Genomic DNA, 13,358 nt, shown 5'->3' with positions numbered 1-13,358 from the left:
GGATCTATTTCATACAATTCTTGAAGCCGTTTGAATGCGCTGGTTCTAAAATAAACGCTTTCGTTCGTCGATATATGAAATTGATTCGGTTCAAATCAAAAATTGGACGGGCCATCCATGCACATTGAGGGGGAGATGGAATAATATGTTGGAATTTGATTTCGAGATGGAGAGCTTGGCTCAAATTAAAGTCATCGGTGTAGGCGGCGGCGGAAGCAATGCAGTCAACCGAATGATTGAAAATGGTGTACAAGGTGTAGAATTTATTACGGTGAACACGGATGCACAGGCATTACACCTGGCAAAATCCGAGCATAAATTGCAAATCGGTGATAAATTAACCCGTGGTCTTGGCGCTGGCGCCAACCCGGATGTAGGTAAAAAAGCAGCGGAAGAATCCCGCGATTTGATCATGAATACCTTGAAAGGTGCAGACATGGTATTTGTGACAGCCGGTATGGGCGGCGGAACGGGTACTGGTGCGGCTCCGGTGATTGCCGAAATCGCCAAAGAGTGTGGCGCACTTACCGTTGGTGTGGTTACTCGCCCGTTCACATTTGAAGGACGTAAACGTTCCAGCCATGCAGAGCAAGGTATTGAAGCTCTCAAGGAAAAAGTGGACACGCTGATCGTCATTCCTAATGATCGTTTGCTTGAGATTGTTGACAAAAAGACACCGATGCTGGAAGCATTCCGCCAAGCGGATAACGTGCTTCGTCAAGCGGTACAAGGTATCTCCGATCTGATTGCAGTACCGGGTCTGATCAACCTTGACTTTGCAGACGTCAAAACGATCATGCACGAGCGTGGATCTGCGCTGATGGGGATTGGTGAATCGACTGGCGAAAACCGTGCAGCAGAAGCAGCACGCAAAGCCATTATGAGTCCTTTGCTTGAAACGTCCATCGAAGGTGCACGCGGCGTTATCATGAACATTACGGGTGGCATTAACCTGTCCCTGTATGAAGTTAATGAAGCAGCTGAGATCGTTACGTCCGCTTCCGATCCGGAAGTAAACATGATCTTCGGTGCGATCATTGATGAGGATCTGAAGGAGGAAATCAAAGTAACGGTCATTGCGACTGGCTTTGAAGATAAACCTGCTTCACCACCACCTGGACGTAAACCGACTCCCGCAAGTGAGCCTGCGGATAACCGTTCGCCGAACCTGCGTCCATTCGGAAATCAGCCGAGCAGTGATCAGCTGGATATTCCGACATTTTTACGCAATCGTTCACGCAATAATAATAACGATTAATACGTTAATCGATTTCAATGAAGACCCGGTACTCCTGATGGAGCCACCGGGTCTTTTTATTTTTTTACATTTTATCACACATCATTGAACAAATTCTGAACAAGGGGCCTGAGTAATTCCGACAAAAAAAGTTGAAAGGGTCCCCCCATGATTAGACAGACTTTGAAAAGTGCGCTCCTTATACTTGTGAATATGCTCATGAATATCGGATAACGTTATTTCGATATGCTGCGCGCAGGCAGGTGAAGAATGTGGTAGTTTATGTGGATCTTATTTTTTTGACGAACCTGTGTATTGACGGTGCACTCATCGGCTTGACGGCCTGGATGCGCAAAACGAAGCTGGTCTGGTGGAGATGGTTGCTGTCCGCGATCGTCGGTGCGTTGTACGTCGTCATGATGTTTGTGCCGGAGTTTGATTTTATGTTCACCTTTTTGATCAAGTTTGGATTGTCTCTGGTGATGCTGAGTATTGCATTTGGGTTTACGGGTCTTCAGGCATTTATACGGACTTTGGGCACCTTCTATGTGATCAATTTTGTCGCTGCCGGAGGAATTCTGGGTGTACATTACATGCTCCAAAGCTCCGGGGAATTGTTCAACGGCATATGGTTTACAGCATCGGGTGGAATGTCATTTGATCTGAAAATCGCCTTCTGGTTCACGTTTGTCGTCTTTTTTGCCGTGCTTTTTTTATTCAAAGCCGTGCAGAGCTCGAAACGTAAAACAGACCGAATGACAACGTACTTGGGTAAAGTGGAGGTTTTTATTGACGAGGTGACTATTACTTGTACAGGCCTTCTGGATACAGGAAATCAACTCACAGACCCCCTTTCACGAATGCCCGTTATGGTCATGGAGGTATCGTTATGGCAAGACATGCTGCCTGCTGCATGGAAGGGCAGGTTGAAGGATGAGGCGCCGGACAACCTTATCATGGAGCTCGATCAGGAGGATTTTCACTGGCAGGATCGTTTAAGGCTGGTACCTTATCGAGGTATTAACAAAGGAACTGCGTTTATGCTGGCGATGAAGCCAGACCGGGTGAAGGTAACGATGGATGAGATGTGTTATGAGACGACAAAGGTATTAATAGGGTTGGACGGGGGCGTACTGTCATCCGATGGAAAATACCAGGCCGTGATTCACCCTGAGCTTGTGCAAGACGCCGCTTCTGCGCAGTCTACGGCTATCTCTGCGGGAGCAACAGAAAAGCCGCTGAATGTGGTATAGGAGGAACGTACATGCTTGTAAAATGGAAACTGGTGGCGCAGCTGCAGTACTATCGTTTATTATTTCTGCTTGGTTTAAAAAGTGAAGAGATTTATTATATCGGAGGCAGTGAGGCGTTACCGCCCCCATTAACACGTGAAGAAGAAGAGTTTTTGTTGCAAAAGCTGTCTTCAGGCGATTCGGCGATTCGTGCCATGTTGATTGAACGTAACCTGCGGCTGGTGGTATACATCGCGCGCAAATTCGAGAACACAGGTATCAATATCGAGGATCTCGTCTCTATCGGTGCGATTGGGTTAATTAAAGCAGTTAATACATTTGACCCGGAAAAGAAAATTAAGCTGGCTACCTATGCTTCCCGTTGTATCGAAAATGAAATTTTGATGTACCTGAGACGTAACAGCAAAATTCGTACAGAAGTTTCTTTTGATGAACCACTCAATATTGATTGGGATGGAAATGAACTATTATTGTCCGATGTACTCGGTACAGAGAACGATACAATCTATCGGAATATTGAAGAACAGGTAGACCGGAAGCTTTTGCATAAGGCATTGGAAAAATTAACCGAGCGGGAACGAATGATTATGGAGCTTCGTTTTGGGCTGACAGATGGGGAAGAAAAGACACAGAAAGATGTCGCCGATCTGCTTGGAATCTCCCAATCCTATATCTCCCGTCTCGAAAAAAGAATCATTAAAAGACTCCGTAAGGAGTTCAACAAGATGGTCTGAACAGGAGCATTTTTCATAATGGGTATTAATGGCAAGGATGCCAAGTGCGAATAAAAAAGCCTGCCCCGGAGATAATGTACATTAATGTTTCTCCTTGGGAGGTAAATCACGATGACCCGAAACAAAGTCGAGATTTGTGGCGTGGACACCGCAAAATTGCCTGTCCTCACCAACACAGAAATGCGGGAATTGTTTCATTCCCTTCAGCAACACCATGATCGCTCAGCAAGAGAGAAATTAGTGAATGGCAACCTGCGTCTTGTACTCAGTGTCATTCAGCGCTTTAACAATCGGGGAGAGTTTGTCGATGATCTGTTCCAGGTTGGATGTATTGGCCTGATGAAAGCCATTGATAATTTTGATTTATCCCAGAATGTCAAATTTTCAACCTACGCGGTGCCGATGATTATCGGTGAAATCCGTCGATACCTGCGCGACAATAACCCCATTCGGGTATCTCGCTCTTTGCGGGACATTGCTTATAAAGCACTTCAGGTGCGTGACAGCCTGACGAATAAAAACTCTCGTGAACCGACGATATTCGAAATTTCTGAGGTACTGAACGTACCGAAGGAAGATGTGGTTTTTGCATTGGATGCCATTCAGGACCCGGTTTCGCTCTTCGAACCGATTTATCATGATGGTGGAGATCCGATTTATGTAATGGATCAGATCAGTGATGACAAAAACAAGGATGTGTCCTGGATTGAGGAAATTGCACTGCGTGAAGCGATGCACCGTCTCGGTCAAAGGGAGAAAATGATTCTGTCGATGCGGTTTTTCGAAGGGAAAACCCAGATGGAAGTGGCTGATGAAATTGGCATTTCCCAGGCGCAGGTATCCCGTCTGGAGAAATCAGCGATACAACAAATGCAGAAACATGTGAAGTCGTAACAAGGGGCAAGCCAGGAGGCGATCCAAGGGAAGAGATATTCCTTGGATCGTCTTTTTGCTTTTTGCATTTCGACACCAGTGGAAGTGAATTTGTTCAGTTTCCTCTGAAAAAGAGGACATTTTTCGCGTATGAAACATATATTGTATAGAAGCGGAGAACGGGCAGAAGCGGATTAATCGGGGGGCGGGACCATATGAAAGTGAACACAGGTGAACCGGTGGGTAGCGGGATGAAAATTTCGGATTTTCAAACTAAAGATGTTATTAACATTACGGATGGCAAACGTCTGGGTCAGATTAGTGATTTGGAGCTGGATCTGAAACAGGGACGAATCGAAGCGATTGTTGTGCCGGGTTATAGTCGTTTTATGGGGCTGTTCGGCGGGGGAACGGATCTGATTATCCCATGGAGAAACATTGTGAAGATCGGTTCGGATGTCATTTTGGTTAAAATGGATGAAATGAAGGAAACTACCTATGATGAGCGTGACCGTGAAGCCCGCTTGTATGACGAACAGAACAACCGCATGGACCGGGCGGAACGAATCGAACGGCTAGATCGCAGCCAGCGCCGAACGATATAATCGAGACAGAACGGGGTTCATTTGGTACACTGGAAGTTGTGAGGTGAGAGGATGGAGCCGTTTATTTTGGATAAGGAAATACGGTCGGGAAGCCAGAACTCTAATTGGGGTCCTGACCCGTTGTTATTATATGTGGAGCCGTGGAAACTGGAGTTTAAGCATGTGAAAGCCGGTTTTACGACAAGGCAGGGTGGTGTCGGAAGCGCGCCTTACGCCAGTCTCAACTGTGCCTATCATGTTGGGGATGATCCGGCTGACGTGCTACATAATCGTAAACTTGTAGCTGAAAAGTTGGGTTTCCCTTTGGAATCCTGGACTTGTGGAGAACAGGTACATGGGAAACATGTAACTGTAATTACAGCTGATGATCGGGGCAAAGGTTTGCTGGATCGGCAGTCTGCATTGCAGGATACGGATGGTTTGGTCACCAATGTGCCTGGTGTGCTGCTGACTTCCTTTTATGCAGATTGTGTACCCCTTTATTTCTATGACCCCGTACAACAAGCGGTGGGGCTTGCTCATGCGGGATGGAAAGGTACAGTTGCAGGTATAGCCGAATCGATGGTTGAAAAGATGGAGCAGGAATATGGAAGTCGCAGACAGGATATCCGTGCTGCAATTGGTCCCTCGATTGGGGATTGCTGTTATGAAGTGGATGAAGCAGTTATGCAGCATGTACGAGTTTGGCTGGATCATTCCTCGGGTAATGATGAATACAAGAACTCTGCATCAAATCAAGTGTATCGGCCAGCCGGAAATGGCAAAACGATGTTAAACTTGAAAGAATGCAATCGACACATTATGATGAAAGCAGGAATATTGCCGGATCATATCGAATGTACAACTTGGTGTACAAGCTGCAATCCCGAGCTGTTTTTCTCATATCGTAAAGAAAATGGCATTACCGGGAGAATGGCGAGCTGGATTGGGCTGGAAGAGAGGTGACCCTCTGTGTCATTGGAGGAGCGTATACAACTGGTAAATCAGAAGATCGAAGCCGCGTGTCAGCGCAGTGGCCGTCAACGTGAAGATGTGAATGTGATTGCTGTCACGAAATACGTCTCACTTGAAACAACGGGAGCTGTGCTGGACCACGGTCTTGAGCATATTGGCGAAAACCGCTGGCAGGATGCACAAGCGAAATTTGAAGCATTCGGTCAGCAAGGTACCTGGCATTTTATCGGTCATTTACAGACGAATAAGGTGAAGGACGTCATCGGTAAATTCCGTTACATACATTCACTGGATCGTTTGTCCCTGGCCAAGGAGTTGGATAAAAAGGCGGCGTCTCTTGGCATCCAAGTGGAAACACTATTGCAGGTGAATATTTCGGGTGAAGAAAGCAAGTATGGCTTGCAGCCTGAACAGGTGAGTTCTTTTTTACGTGAAATCAGTTCGTTCAACAACCTGAAGGTCATCGGTCTGATGACCATGGCACCCCATGAGGAAGATCCGGAGCTTACACGTCCTGTATTTCGCGGACTGCGCGAGCTTAGAGACCATTTGAATGGACAAGCTCTGACGGCAGAGCCATTAACCGAGTTGTCTATGGGCATGTCCAATGATTTTGAAGTGGCGATTGAAGAAGGGGCAACCTGGGTTCGGCTTGGATCGATTCTCGTAGGAAAAGAGGAGGGTTCACAATGGGCGTAATGAATAAGTTTATGAATTTCCTCGGGCTACAGGAAGAGGAAGAAATTGTGGAACGTGAGCGTATGGCGGCACAAGAGGAACATGATCCTGATCAACAGGAAGCTGAAACCTCAAGTCTCGATAAACGTAGAAACCAAAGGGGGAATAATGTGGTGAGCATTCATTCCCAGAAAAATGTTAAAGTCGTCCTTTATGAACCGCGTTCTTATGACGAAGCACAGGAGATCGCTGACCATCTGCGCTCCCATCGGACAGTTGTGGTTAACCTGCAGCGAGTGCGTCAGGATCAGGCACTGCGCGTCATTGATTTCTTGAGTGGCACAGTATATGCACTGGGCGGCGGTATTTCAAAAATTGGTGGCAACATTTTTCTCTGTACGCCAGATACGGTTGAAATTCAGGGAGCAATTACGGAAATACTGGCTGACAGCGAGCAAGATTATAACAGAATGAGGTGAGCCACTTTTGCAACAGGTTGAAGTTGTATTGTACACGCTATACCAGATTTATTTTTACATGGTCATTGTCTACATATTGATGTCATGGCTTCCCAACGCACGGGAAAGCTTCATCGGTGAATGGCTAGGTAAGTTGGTGGAACCATACCTAAGACCTTTCCGTCGATTTATTCCGCCTTTGTTCGGTATGTTGGATATTTCACCGATTGTGGCGTTAATCGTTCTGCAACTTGCGCTTAATGGGCTGATCTCCATCCTCCGATACTTTGTATATTAGGGTAGGGTGAACATAGATGAGCGGTGAAATTTACGAGCATTTTAGTCATGACGAGCGGGATTTTGTGGATAAAGCCTCAGACTGGGTTGAACGTGCAGGCAAGTTTCATGACATGAAGCTAACTGACTTTCTTGATCCCAGACAGGCCTTTATTTTACAAACACTTGTTAACCGTCGAGATGATGTACAGATTCGTCTGGATGGTGGTTATGAAACAGCTGAACGTAAGCGTGCGCTGATTGCACCGGATTATCGGTATCTGGACGATGAAGATATGGGTATGCAGGTGATGAGCATTACGTCTGACGATCAGAAGATTAAAGAGCTGGAGCATGGGGACTATATGGGTGCCCTGCTCGGGCTTGGCATGAAACGTGGCAAGATCGGTGATATTCAAGTGCTGGAGGACGGGTGCCATACGGTGGTGGCGTCGGAAACCGGCGCTTTTTTATCGCTTCAATTGAACCAGGTGCACCGGGTACATGTGTTTACAGAGCTACTGCCATTGGATCAGCTGAAATGGTCCCAAAGTAAACTGGAGACGATGGATATTACCGTGGCTTCCCTGCGTTTGGATGGCATCTGTGCAGATGTGTATCGGCTTAGTCGCAGTAAAGTTCTGGTCCCGATCAAGGCTGGTCGCTGTCGTGTGAATTGGAAAGTGGAGGAAGACCCGTCCAAATCACTAAAAGCTGGCGACGTGGTTTCCATTCAAGGTTTTGGTCGATTCAAGGTGCTGGAACAGGATGGGTTGACCAAAAAGGGACGCTGTCGCGTAAAAATCGGCAAATTTGCCTAAGTGTGTTGCAGGAAAACCCGCTTTCTTGTCGAAATGTTTAAGGTAAAGGTGCAAAAAACATTCGGTGTTTCCGATATACATTAAAGTGCAAAGGTTGATATGATCGCTAAAGGATCAGAGTCTGATCCTGCATTCCGTATTAGTTGCCAGAATTGGGCATCTCATATACGGCCCCTTGGGTGGAACCCATATGCTGCAAACCTTCTCGTCCGGGAAGGAACTTTTACAGGAGGTGGACAGCATGCCATTAACGCCGCTGGACATACACAACAAGGAATTTTCCCGACGCTTGCGCGGGTATGACGAGGATGAGGTCAATGAATTCCTGGATCAAGTCATCAAAGATTACGAAGGCGTCATTCGCGAAAACAAAGAGCTGAGCAATCAGTTGCTGTCCGTACAGGAGAAGCTTGATCATTTTGCAACGATTGAAGAGACGCTGAGCAAAACGATTATCATTGCGCAGGAAGCTGCGGATGATGTGAAGAACAATGCGAAAAAAGAAGCACAGTTGATCGTGAAGGAAGCCGAGAAAAATGCGGACCGGATCATAAACGAATCATTGTCTAAATCACGCAAAATTGCTTTGGAAGTCGAAGAGCTGAAAAAGCAGGCGTCCATCTACCGTGCCCGTTTCCGTACACTTGTGGAAGCACAGCTCGAACTGCTGACTCAGGATGGTTGGGAAGCGCTGGAGAGCCGGGAACAGGAAGTCCGTGACCGTGAGCGGGAAATGAAGGAAATTTATTAGTCTATCCGCCTGGTTGACTTTTACCTGTAAAGAGGCTATAACTATATTCATAATGAATAGTGATTCCATGACGGGTTCAGTACGTTATGATCTCATCCCTCAGAGAGTTGGCGTTTGGTGCAAGCCAATGGATGAGTTATAGCCGAATATCTCCCCGGAGAAGTGACGCTGAAGCGGTGAATTAGTTGCCGTGTGTAAGCGAAACCGTGAGCCGAACGTTATATCGGCACCCTGCTGTAGTGAAGCGGGGCATAAGCGCTGTTGATGACAGAGCATACCCAATTTATATTGGATGTGGTTTGTGATGAACAGAATTAGGGTGGTAACGCGAGTATAACCTCGTCCCTTTCCAGGGATGAGGTTTTTTTGTGTCCAAAAAAAGCAGCGAACGCCCATGAGGCCCGAAGGGACCTCAAGGAGAGAGCCACTCGCCGGAGGAGCGAAGCGTCCGGCAACCGGGCTCCACCAAGGCGAACGCCCATGAGGCCCGAAGGTGCCTCAAGGAGAGAGCCAACTCGCCGGAGGAGCGAAGCGTCCGGCAGGGGCCTCACCAAGGCGAACGCCCATGAGGCCCGAAGGGACCTCAAGGAGAGAGCCCATCGCCGGAAGAGCGAAGCGTCCGGCAGCCGGGCCCTCACCAAGGCGAACGCCCATGAGGCCCGAAGGGACCTCAAGGAGAGAGCCACTCGCCGGAGGAGCGAAGCGTCCGGCAGCCGGGCTCCACCAAGGCGAACGTCCATGAGGCCCGAAGGGACCTCAAGGAGAGAGCCACTCGCCGGAGGAGCGAAGCGTCCGGCAGCTCCCCTACGTAGTAAGGCCCGGCGGCGTTCCCGGAGGGGACAGCCGCAAAAGGGCCGACTCCAACATATACACCTTCTCAAACGCCACCGCAGTCCCGCCAAAGACAACCCATCCCGGGTGTCCAGAGGGCGGAGCGCCTATGGGGTCCCCCTTGGTAAGGGGGATTTAGGGGGATTGAAACGCTTTTTGTGGACGGTCCACAATCTAACACAGTTGAAAGGAAGATAATTATGCAACGAGTTGACGTCAAAGAGAAAGCACGCGCCAGAGAACTACGCGTGTTAAACAAATGGAAAACCGAGAATACATTCAAAAGATCCATCGAAAACCGGGAAGGCAAGCCGAACTTCGTATTTTACGAGGGACCGCCAACGGCCAACGGTAAACCGCATATCGGTCACGTACTCGGACGGGTCATCAAAGATTTCGTGGGACGTTATAACACCATGAAGGGTTATCGCGTCGTTCGTAAAGCAGGCTGGGATACGCATGGTCTGCCTGTAGAACTGGGTGTTCAGAAAAAGCTGGGGATCTCCCACAAGTGGGAAATCGAAGATTACGGCGTGGAGAAATTCATTAACGAATGTAAAGCGAGTGTGTTCGAATACGAGCAACAATGGCGTGATCTGACGGAAGGGATCGGCTACTGGACGGACATGAATAATCCGTATATCACACTCGACAACAATTACATCGAAAGTGTGTGGAACATTCTGGCGACGATTCATGAAAAAGGCCTGCTGTACCGTGGTCACCGTGTGAGTCCGTACTGTCCTTCTTGTCAGACGACACTTAGCTCCCATGAGGTAGCGCAAGGGTACAAGGACGTCAAGGACCTCAGTGCTACGGCCAAATTCAAGCTGGATGACAGCGGCGAATTTGTGCTTGCCTGGACAACGACGCCTTGGACATTGCCATCACACGTTGCGCTGGCCGTGAACCCGGATATGGATTACTCCCGTGTTCGTCAGGAAAACGAAGTGTATATCATGGCGACCAATCTGGTTGAAAAGGTTATGAAGGACGCCAAAGGTGAATATGAAGTTATCGGTTCCCTGAAAGGGTCCGATCTGGTTGGTAAAACGTATAATCCTCCGTTCAACTACGTGCAGGCTGAGAAAGCAAACATCATCCTGGGCGCTGGATTTGTAACCGATGCAAGTGGTACAGGGATTGTACACATGGCACCTGCTCATGGTGAAGATGACTATCGTGTATGTCGTGAGAATGGCATCAGTTTTGTGAACATGGTGGACCTGGAAGGCAAGTTTGTGCCGCAGGTAACTGATTTTGCCGGACGTTTTGTGAAGGATTGCGATATTGATATCGTTAGATACCTGTCGGAAAAAGGACGTTTATTCAGCAAAGAAAAATATGAGCACAGCTATCCGTTCTGCTGGCGTTGTGATACACCTCTTCTGTACTATGCTATGGACAGCTGGTTTATCCAAACAACAGCAATCAAGGATCAACTGATCGCCAATAACAGTGAAGTAGACTGGTATCCAGGTCACGTTCGTGATGGTCGCTTTGGCAAGTTCCTTGAAGATCTCGTAGACTGGAATATCAGCCGTGACCGCTATTGGGGAACGCCACTGAACATCTGGGTGTGTGAAGAGACAGGTGAACAATTCGCCCCGCATAGCATCGCTGAACTGCGTGCTCGTGCTATTGGCGACGTGCCAGAGAATCTGGAGCTGCATAAGCCGTATGTAGATGACGTCAAAGTCATGAGCTCTTGTGGCAAATATGAAATGAAACGTACACCGGAAGTGATCGATGTCTGGTTCGACAGCGGCTCCATGCCGTTTGCCCAGCAGCACTATCCATTTGAAAATAAAGAAACATTCGAACAGCAATATCCGGCAGATATGATCTGTGAGGGAATTGACCAAACGCGCGGGTGGTTCTACAGCTTGCTGGCCGTATCTACACTTTTGACAGGCAAAGCGCCTTACAAAGCAGTTATGGCAACAGGACACGTTCTTGATGAGAATGGACAGAAGATGTCCAAATCAAAAGGCAACGTTATCGATCCATGGGAAGTGATTGAAGAATACGGTACAGATGCATTCCGCTGGGCTTTGCTGTCTGACAGCGCACCATGGAACAGCAAGCGTTTCTCCAAAGGTATCGTGGGCGAAGCGAAATCCAAAATGGTGGATACGCTGGTCAACACTCATGCATTCCTGACGCTCTATGCTACGATTGATGGATTTGATCCACAAGAGCATCCGTTCAAGCTGTCTTCACACAACCTGGATCGCTGGATCTTGTCAAGACTGAATAGCCTGATTCTCGTTGTAGAAAAAGCGCTGGCTGTTAACGACTACTTGAACTCTTCCAAAGCTATTGAAGCATTTGTGGATGAGCTCAGTAACTGGTACATCCGTCGTTCCCGTGACCGTTTCTGGGGCAGCGGATTGACAGAAGACAAACTGGATGCCTACCGTACATTGACTGAAGTGCTGGTAACTACAGCCAAGCTCGTGGCTCCGTTCACACCAATGCTTGCAGAAGATATCTATCTGAATCTGACTACTGGTGAGAGTGTGCACATGGATGATTATCCGGTTGCCAATGAAGCGCTGATTGATTTGGATCTGGAGCAGGATATGGAGACAGCTCGCCGAATCGTTGAACTTGCCCGTAACGTTCGTAACGAAACAGGCATCAAGACACGTCAACCGTTGTCCGAACTGATCGTTTCTCTGGATAAAGGTTTCAATCTGGCAAGTTATGAAGAGATCATCAAGGATGAGATCAATGTCAAAAGTATTCGTACCGAGCATGATGATGCGGACTTCGTTGATTTCACTTTGAAGCTGAATCTGAAAGTAGCAGGCAAAAAATACGGTAAAAACGTAGGCTTCCTGCAGAACTTCTTCAAGGGAATGTCAGCGGATGAGACTCGTAAAGTGGTAGCAGAGGATGTGCTAAACGTCGTTTCTCCGGAAGGTGAGGAGCTGCAAGTGACGGGTGAAGAATTGCTGGTGGAGAAACAAGCCAAATCCGGTTTTGCCTCGGCATCCGGCTATGGTCTGACGGTAGCTCTCAATACGGAGATCACAGCAGAACTCGAACAAGAAGGCTGGGTCCGTGAAGTCATTCGTGCAGTTCAAGATACACGGAAGAAGCTGGATCTGCCAATTGAGAAAAGAGTTCGTTTGACGCTGGATGTGGACGCTGCTCTTCAAGCAGCGATTCAGGCCTTTGATCATGTGCTGCGTGAGAATGTGCTCGTTACCGAAGTAACCTTCGGAACAAATGATTCGATGCAACGAATTGAAGCCGGAGGCAAAGCCATCGGTGTATATATCGAGGGGTAATACAGTAATTTTCACGTAAGGCGGTCCTGGAGAAAGGATACTTTGTCAGACTTTAACGGAGACAGAGTAACTCTATTTCAAATAGGACAGTATATAGAGACAGAAATGCCAACGAGCCTCAGATGCAGGAGAAGAATCCTGTGTCCTGGCTCGTTTGGTTTTTCAGCAAATGGGCAATGATTTCTATTGTGCAGACACTCTATATACATCAAAGGAACTGAGTAAATTATGAACGAACAGGATAGCCGATCACCATTGAATTCAGAATCCACGCATTCCAAGAATGCAGAGGACAAAATTGAAGAACTTCATACGCTCACCAACCGGCTCGCCAATGAGCTCGAACGTTCGCGGATCGCGCAGTACACAGAATTGCTGAACCGGCCATGGAAGCTGATTGGACTTAATCTGTTGTCCGGAGCAGCACGCGGCGTGGGGATTGCAATCGGGTTTACCTTTTTTGCAGCCACGATCATTTATGTGTTACAGGTTCTTGGGGCTCTTAATCTGCCCATTGTAGGTGATTACATTGCAGATATTGTGCGAATTGTGCAACGACAGCTGGAGTTGAACACATATTAGTCAGTC

At 47.7% G+C, this 13,358-nt stretch carries 13 protein-coding genes and 1 other annotated feature; all 13 genes read left to right on the top strand.

What is annotated here, in order from left to right; genetic code table 11:
* Positions 1 to 145: 145 nt before the first annotated feature.
* The 13 genes from ftsZ (at position 146) to Q0V21_RS05420 (ending at position 13,352) form a co-directional block, all read left to right on the top strand.
* Positions 146 to 1,258, top strand: coding sequence for a cell division protein FtsZ (gene ftsZ / locus Q0V21_RS05480; protein WP_094937304.1), 1,113 nt, complete (start codon positions 146 to 148; stop codon positions 1,256 to 1,258).
* Between the two features lie 251 nt (positions 1,259 to 1,509).
* Positions 1,510 to 2,490: a sigma-E processing peptidase SpoIIGA gene (spoIIGA, locus tag Q0V21_RS05475; protein ID WP_301877907.1), complete on the top strand. Its 981-nt coding sequence runs from the start codon at positions 1,510 to 1,512 to the stop codon at positions 2,488 to 2,490.
* Positions 2,491 to 2,501: 11 nt separating this feature from the next.
* Entirely contained in the window at positions 2,502 to 3,224 is a 723-nt protein-coding gene (sigE, locus tag Q0V21_RS05470) for an RNA polymerase sporulation sigma factor SigE (protein WP_017687308.1), read from the top strand.
* Between the two features lie 111 nt (positions 3,225 to 3,335).
* The gene (sigG, locus tag Q0V21_RS05465) at positions 3,336 to 4,118 is read left to right on the top strand and encodes an RNA polymerase sporulation sigma factor SigG (protein ID WP_024628410.1); all 783 of its coding nucleotides are present in this window, start codon (positions 3,336 to 3,338) and stop codon (positions 4,116 to 4,118) included.
* Between the two features lie 194 nt (positions 4,119 to 4,312).
* Complete coding sequence (locus tag Q0V21_RS05460; RefSeq protein WP_301877906.1) at positions 4,313 to 4,702, top strand: YlmC/YmxH family sporulation protein; 390 nt, start codon at positions 4,313 to 4,315, stop codon at positions 4,700 to 4,702.
* A gap of 51 nt (positions 4,703 to 4,753) precedes the next feature.
* Complete coding sequence (gene pgeF / locus Q0V21_RS05455; protein WP_301877905.1) at positions 4,754 to 5,647, top strand: peptidoglycan editing factor PgeF; 894 nt, start codon at positions 4,754 to 4,756, stop codon at positions 5,645 to 5,647.
* Positions 5,648 to 5,653: 6 nt separating this feature from the next.
* Positions 5,654 to 6,355, top strand: coding sequence for a YggS family pyridoxal phosphate-dependent enzyme (locus tag Q0V21_RS05450; RefSeq protein ID WP_079349608.1), 702 nt, complete (start codon positions 5,654 to 5,656; stop codon positions 6,353 to 6,355).
* Entirely contained in the window at positions 6,346 to 6,813 is a 468-nt protein-coding gene (locus Q0V21_RS05445) for a cell division protein SepF (protein WP_024628406.1), read from the top strand. The genes Q0V21_RS05450 and Q0V21_RS05445 overlap by 10 nt, the downstream gene beginning before the upstream one ends.
* 7 nt (positions 6,814 to 6,820) lie before the next feature.
* Entirely contained in the window at positions 6,821 to 7,090 is a 270-nt protein-coding gene (locus Q0V21_RS05440; RefSeq protein ID WP_024628405.1) for a YggT family protein, read from the top strand.
* A 16-nt stretch (positions 7,091 to 7,106) separates the two neighbouring features.
* Positions 7,107 to 7,889, top strand: a complete 783-nt coding sequence (locus Q0V21_RS05435; protein ID WP_079349607.1) for a YlmH family RNA-binding protein — start codon at positions 7,107 to 7,109, stop codon at positions 7,887 to 7,889.
* A 241-nt stretch (positions 7,890 to 8,130) separates the two neighbouring features.
* Complete coding sequence (locus Q0V21_RS05430; RefSeq protein WP_024628403.1) at positions 8,131 to 8,640, top strand: DivIVA domain-containing protein; 510 nt, start codon at positions 8,131 to 8,133, stop codon at positions 8,638 to 8,640.
* A 58-nt stretch (positions 8,641 to 8,698) separates the two neighbouring features.
* Positions 8,699 to 8,990: a binding site (T-box leader), on the top strand.
* Positions 8,991 to 9,671: 681 nt separating this feature from the next.
* On the top strand, positions 9,672 to 12,770 hold the full coding sequence (gene ileS, locus Q0V21_RS05425; protein WP_079349779.1) for an isoleucine--tRNA ligase: 3,099 nt from the start codon (positions 9,672 to 9,674) through the stop codon (positions 12,768 to 12,770).
* Positions 12,771 to 12,998: 228 nt separating this feature from the next.
* Positions 12,999 to 13,352: a DUF5665 domain-containing protein gene (locus Q0V21_RS05420; RefSeq protein ID WP_024628401.1), complete on the top strand. Its 354-nt coding sequence runs from the start codon at positions 12,999 to 13,001 to the stop codon at positions 13,350 to 13,352.
* Positions 13,353 to 13,358: the final 6 nt, after the last annotated feature.

The organism is Paenibacillus sp. 11B, assembly GCF_030487755.1.
Classification (GTDB): Bacteria; Bacillota; Bacilli; order Paenibacillales; family Paenibacillaceae; genus Paenibacillus; species Paenibacillus vandeheii.
This window is presented reverse-complemented; position numbering and strand designations above follow the sequence as displayed.

Bases quoted from the DNA above. Each gene is read 5' to 3' on its own strand.
- ftsZ (WP_094937304.1), top strand. From the start codon at position 146: ATGTTGGAATTTGATTTCGAGATGGAGAGCTTGGCTCAAATTAAAGTC.
- sigE (WP_017687308.1), top strand. From the start codon at position 2,502: ATGCTTGTAAAATGGAAACTGGTGGCGCAGCTGCAGTACTATCGTTTA.
- sigG (WP_024628410.1), top strand. From the start codon at position 3,336: ATGACCCGAAACAAAGTCGAGATTTGTGGCGTGGACACCGCAAAATTG.
- Q0V21_RS05460 (WP_301877906.1), top strand. From the start codon at position 4,313: ATGAAAGTGAACACAGGTGAACCGGTGGGTAGCGGGATGAAAATTTCG.
- pgeF (WP_301877905.1), top strand. From the start codon at position 4,754: ATGGAGCCGTTTATTTTGGATAAGGAAATACGGTCGGGAAGCCAGAAC.
- Q0V21_RS05445 (WP_024628406.1), top strand. From the start codon at position 6,346: ATGGGCGTAATGAATAAGTTTATGAATTTCCTCGGGCTACAGGAAGAG.
- Q0V21_RS05435 (WP_079349607.1), top strand. From the start codon at position 7,107: ATGAGCGGTGAAATTTACGAGCATTTTAGTCATGACGAGCGGGATTTT.
- Q0V21_RS05430 (WP_024628403.1), top strand. From the start codon at position 8,131: ATGCCATTAACGCCGCTGGACATACACAACAAGGAATTTTCCCGACGC.
- ileS (WP_079349779.1), top strand. From the start codon at position 9,672: ATGCAACGAGTTGACGTCAAAGAGAAAGCACGCGCCAGAGAACTACGC.
- Q0V21_RS05420 (WP_024628401.1), top strand. From the start codon at position 12,999: ATGAACGAACAGGATAGCCGATCACCATTGAATTCAGAATCCACGCAT.